Annotated in this window: 3 protein-coding genes; all 3 read left to right on the top strand. The window is 64.7% G+C overall.

The window, feature by feature from the left end; all coding sequences use genetic code 11:
• Positions 1–345 (top strand): DUF58 domain-containing protein (locus O2807_13540; GenBank protein ID MDA1001525.1); only part of this gene is annotated, 345 nt, incomplete at its 5' end.
• A 9-nt stretch (positions 346–354) separates the two neighbouring features.
• Positions 355–2,475 carry a BatA domain-containing protein gene (locus O2807_13545; protein MDA1001526.1) on the top strand — a complete coding sequence of 707 codons (2,121 nt, stop codon included), beginning with the start codon at positions 355–357 and terminating at the stop codon, positions 2,473–2,475.
• A gap of 108 nt (positions 2,476–2,583) precedes the next feature.
• Positions 2,584–3,504, top strand: a complete 921-nt coding sequence (locus tag O2807_13550; protein MDA1001527.1) for an NYN domain-containing protein — start codon at positions 2,584–2,586, stop codon at positions 3,502–3,504.
• Positions 3,505–3,566: the final 62 nt, after the last annotated feature.

The following is a 3,566-nucleotide window of genomic DNA, read 5'->3' on the forward strand; positions in this document are numbered from 1 at the left end:
GTCTTTTCGGACCTGCTGGAGGATCCCGAAGAACTCGGCCGCGCCCTCCGGCTCATCCGCCTGAAGGGAAACGATGTCATCGTCTTTCATGTGATGGATGCGGCCGAGCTGGATTTCCCCTTCGAGGGCCTGGCGCGCATCGAGGATGTGGAGACGGATCAGAACATGACGGTCGAGTGCGAGGTGGTGCGGCCCCCGTATATGGACATTTTGGGCGCTTTCCTGGAGGAAACGCGCGAGCGCTGCCGGGCGGATGGTATAGATTACGTGCTGACTTCCACTGCGGAGCCGCTGGATCGGACGCTGGTCCGTTTCCTGGCCTGGCGCGCGAAACAGAAGGTTTAGGGAAGGGCAATGAGCGTACAGTTTCTTCACACATTGTTCCTGTGGGGATCGGGGCTTCTCGTTCTCCCGATTCTCATTCACCTGCTCCGCCGCCGCCGGATGAAGATCATCCGCCTGCCCACCTTCGAGTTCCTCCTCCGCACGCAGCGCCGCATCACACGCCGGAGCCGGCTGCGCAACTGGCTGCTTCTCGCGCTCCGGATCGCGGCGGTCGGCGTCGTGGTCCTGCTCGCTGCCCGCCCTTTTTTCCTCCGGGGCGGCGGTCCGGCCAGCGGAAGCTGGTCGCCGCAGCATCTCATCGTGATCCTCGACAACTCGGCCAGCATGGGCTACCGGACGGCGAACGGCACCCGTTTCGAGGTGGCCAAGCGAGCGGCTGAGCGGATGATCCGGGAGCTCGCCGGCGCGGATAAGGTGACGCTTCTTCCGACCGTTCCGTTCTCCCCGGACGATCGGGCCGCGCTCGGACTCTCCCCGGAGAAGGCTCTCGCTGTCCTCGACACCGTTGGGCAGACGGACGGGGCGGGAAGGCCGGTTCCGGCGCTGCGCCGTGCGCTCGAGGGCTTCCCGGTTTCCGCTGACAGGCAGAATGTCGTCGTTTTCAGCGATTTTTCCAGGAGCGACTGGGAGGACCTGCGGCTACGGGGTCTTCGGCGGTTGAACCCGCACATGGGCCTTCAGTTCGTCCGCGTGGCCCCCGAGGCGGGGGTGGACAATCTGGCCATCCGTACGGTCAGCTTCCGCCCCTGGCCGCCCCGGGCGGACGGGCCGATCGCGGCGGTGGTGCGGATCCGGAACCAGTCTTCCCGGAAGCGGGAGCAGGTTCCGGTCGAGATGTATGTCGAGGACAAAAAAGTCGCGTCCGCGAAAGTGGATATCGCGGCCGGCGGCGAGGGCGAGGTCAGCTTCCGCATCCGCGCTCCCCGGGAGGGGGTTTTTCAGGGGCGCGTCGAGGTGGCAGCGGACAACCTTCCCGCCACGAATGTGCACTATTTTTCGGCCTGGATGGGACGAAGGCTTCGCGCGCTGGTGATCGATGGCGATCCGAAGAGCGGGCTTTCCGAAAGCGAGTCCTTTTATGTGGCCCACGCCCTGCGGGCCGCCTCCTCGGGCGGAGAGTCTCCTTTTCTCGTTCATGTGGCAGCATACTTCGAGCTGGAGAAGCTGGACTGGAGCGCCTTCGATGTCGTGGTGGGGTGCAACGTCGCCAGGTGGTCCCAGGATGTGATCCAGAAGCTCCGGCAGTTTGTCGACGGCGGTGGCGGGTTTCTCCTGGCGGGCGGTGATCTGGCCGGAAAAGCCATTCCGGGGGAGGGCTGGCTGCCGGCGGAGGTCGGCGCCCCGCTTCTGCTCGGAGCGCCGCAAGAGGTGGTTCCGGAGCCGAGAGCGCTTCACCATCCGGCTTTCGCCTCGCTGGGCGAACACCCAGAGAGTCTGTTCCGCAAGGTGGGTGTCCGGAGAGCATCCGCCCTTCAGCCCGCGCGTGGGGGGGGGGTGCTGCTTCGCCTCTCCGGGGGAGCTCCCCTTCTTGTCCTGGGCTCATCGGGTGCGGGAAAGGTGGCCATCTGGGGGTTGACCTGCGATCGCGACTGGTCGGATATCCCCGTGCGGCCCGTTTTCGTTCCGCTTCTCCGCGGCCTGGCCACGCATCTGGGAGGAAAATCCCGGAATCGCAATGCCGTCGCATCGGCGGGAGCGGGACATCCGCTCGAGATATTCACACGGCCCGGCAGTGCGGGGAGAAGCGTCCGCGTTCAGACCCCAGCGGGGCTCGAGCACACGATTCCCTTGGAGGAGGCTGCCGCGTCCGGCCGGCCGGAGGAGGGCGGGCGCGCTCTCGTGGCCCGCTTTTCCCGGACGGAGAAGGCCGGCATCTACCGCATCCTGGGGCCGGGCGGAGAGGAGGTCGCCGCCGTGAATGTCCCGGCGGAAGAGGCGAATATGGGGCCGATGGGCGATTCGGAGATGCGCCGCCGGCTGGACGGATTAAATTTGACAATACGGACGCTTCCGGCCGCTTCGCAGGCGCCGCTCGCTTCGCTGGCCGGAAGAATGGATCTGGGCATGCTGCTTTTTCTCCTCCTGGCCGGTGTTTTGGTGTGCGAGGGCGTGGTGGCCGATCGGAGCTGACGGGAAAGAGGCGACTCCCGGCCTCGGGGCCGCTCGCATGCGGCGGTCCGGGGATTTAGAATACCGGTGGAGGCGTTGCGCCCGCGAAAACCAGGGGAAGGAAAAGTTATGGCGGAACAGAACGAAGAGATCGCGCTTTACATCGACTTCGAGAATCTGGCGCATGGGTTCGACCGGGGGAAGGATGGGGCCTTCGATATCGGCCGGGTGCTGGCCCGCCTGGTGGAAAAGGGCAAGGTTGTCATGAAGCGCGCCTATTGCGACTGGTCGCGCTATGCCAAATACAAGCAGGAACTCCACGAGGCGGGGATCGAGCTGGTCGAGGTGCCGCGCCGCTCGATGACGGGCAAGAATTCGGCCGACATCCGCCTGGTCGTGGATGCGATGGACCTGTGCTACGGCAAGGAGCATATCGGCACGTTCGTCATCGCTTCCGGGGACAGCGACTTCTCTCCGCTGGTTTCGAAACTCAAGGAAAACGGCAAGCACGTCATCGGCCTGGGGGTGAAAAACTCCACCTCTGACCTTCTGGTGGCGAACTGCGACGAATTCATCTTCTACGAGAACCTCGGAACTGAGGAGAGCAGCAAGCCGGGGCTGGGACACGACATACCCAAGGAAAAGCGCGAGGCGTTCGAACTTCTTTTCGAGTCCATCGACGCCCACATGCGGGAGAACCTCGGCATCCTCTGGTCGTCCATCGTCAAAGAGACCATGAAGCGCAAGCGCCCCTCCTTCTCCGAACGGGCGCACGGCTACAAGAGCTTCAGCGACCTCCTCGAGGACGCACAGCGGAAGGGTTTCATCCAGCTCAAGCGCGACGAGCGGAGCGGCAGCTACATCATTTTGAGCTTCGGCCGGAGCATCGGAAACGAGGATGCCGCGGAGGCGAAGCCGAAAAGAACGGCACGCCCGCGCCGCACGCCGGCGGCCCGGAAGAGCGGCGCACCTGGCAGAAAACGTGCATCGGCGGCAAAGGGATCGGGCGGCGATAAAGCCATCGCAGGAGAAGATGGTTCGGAGAGTTAACGGCGGGGTTTTGCGCGTGGAACAAAAAATGTGGTCCCGGACCGCCCCGCCCCGGAGGGCGG

The sequence above is a fragment of the bacterium genome (assembly GCA_027622355.1).
GTDB lineage: Bacteria > UBA8248 > UBA8248 > UBA8248 > UBA8248 > JAQBZT01.

Bases quoted from the DNA above. Each gene is read 5' to 3' on its own strand.
- O2807_13545 (MDA1001526.1), top strand. From the start codon at position 355: ATGAGCGTACAGTTTCTTCACACATTGTTCCTGTGGGGATCGGGGCTT.
- O2807_13550 (MDA1001527.1), top strand. From the start codon at position 2,584: ATGGCGGAACAGAACGAAGAGATCGCGCTTTACATCGACTTCGAGAAT.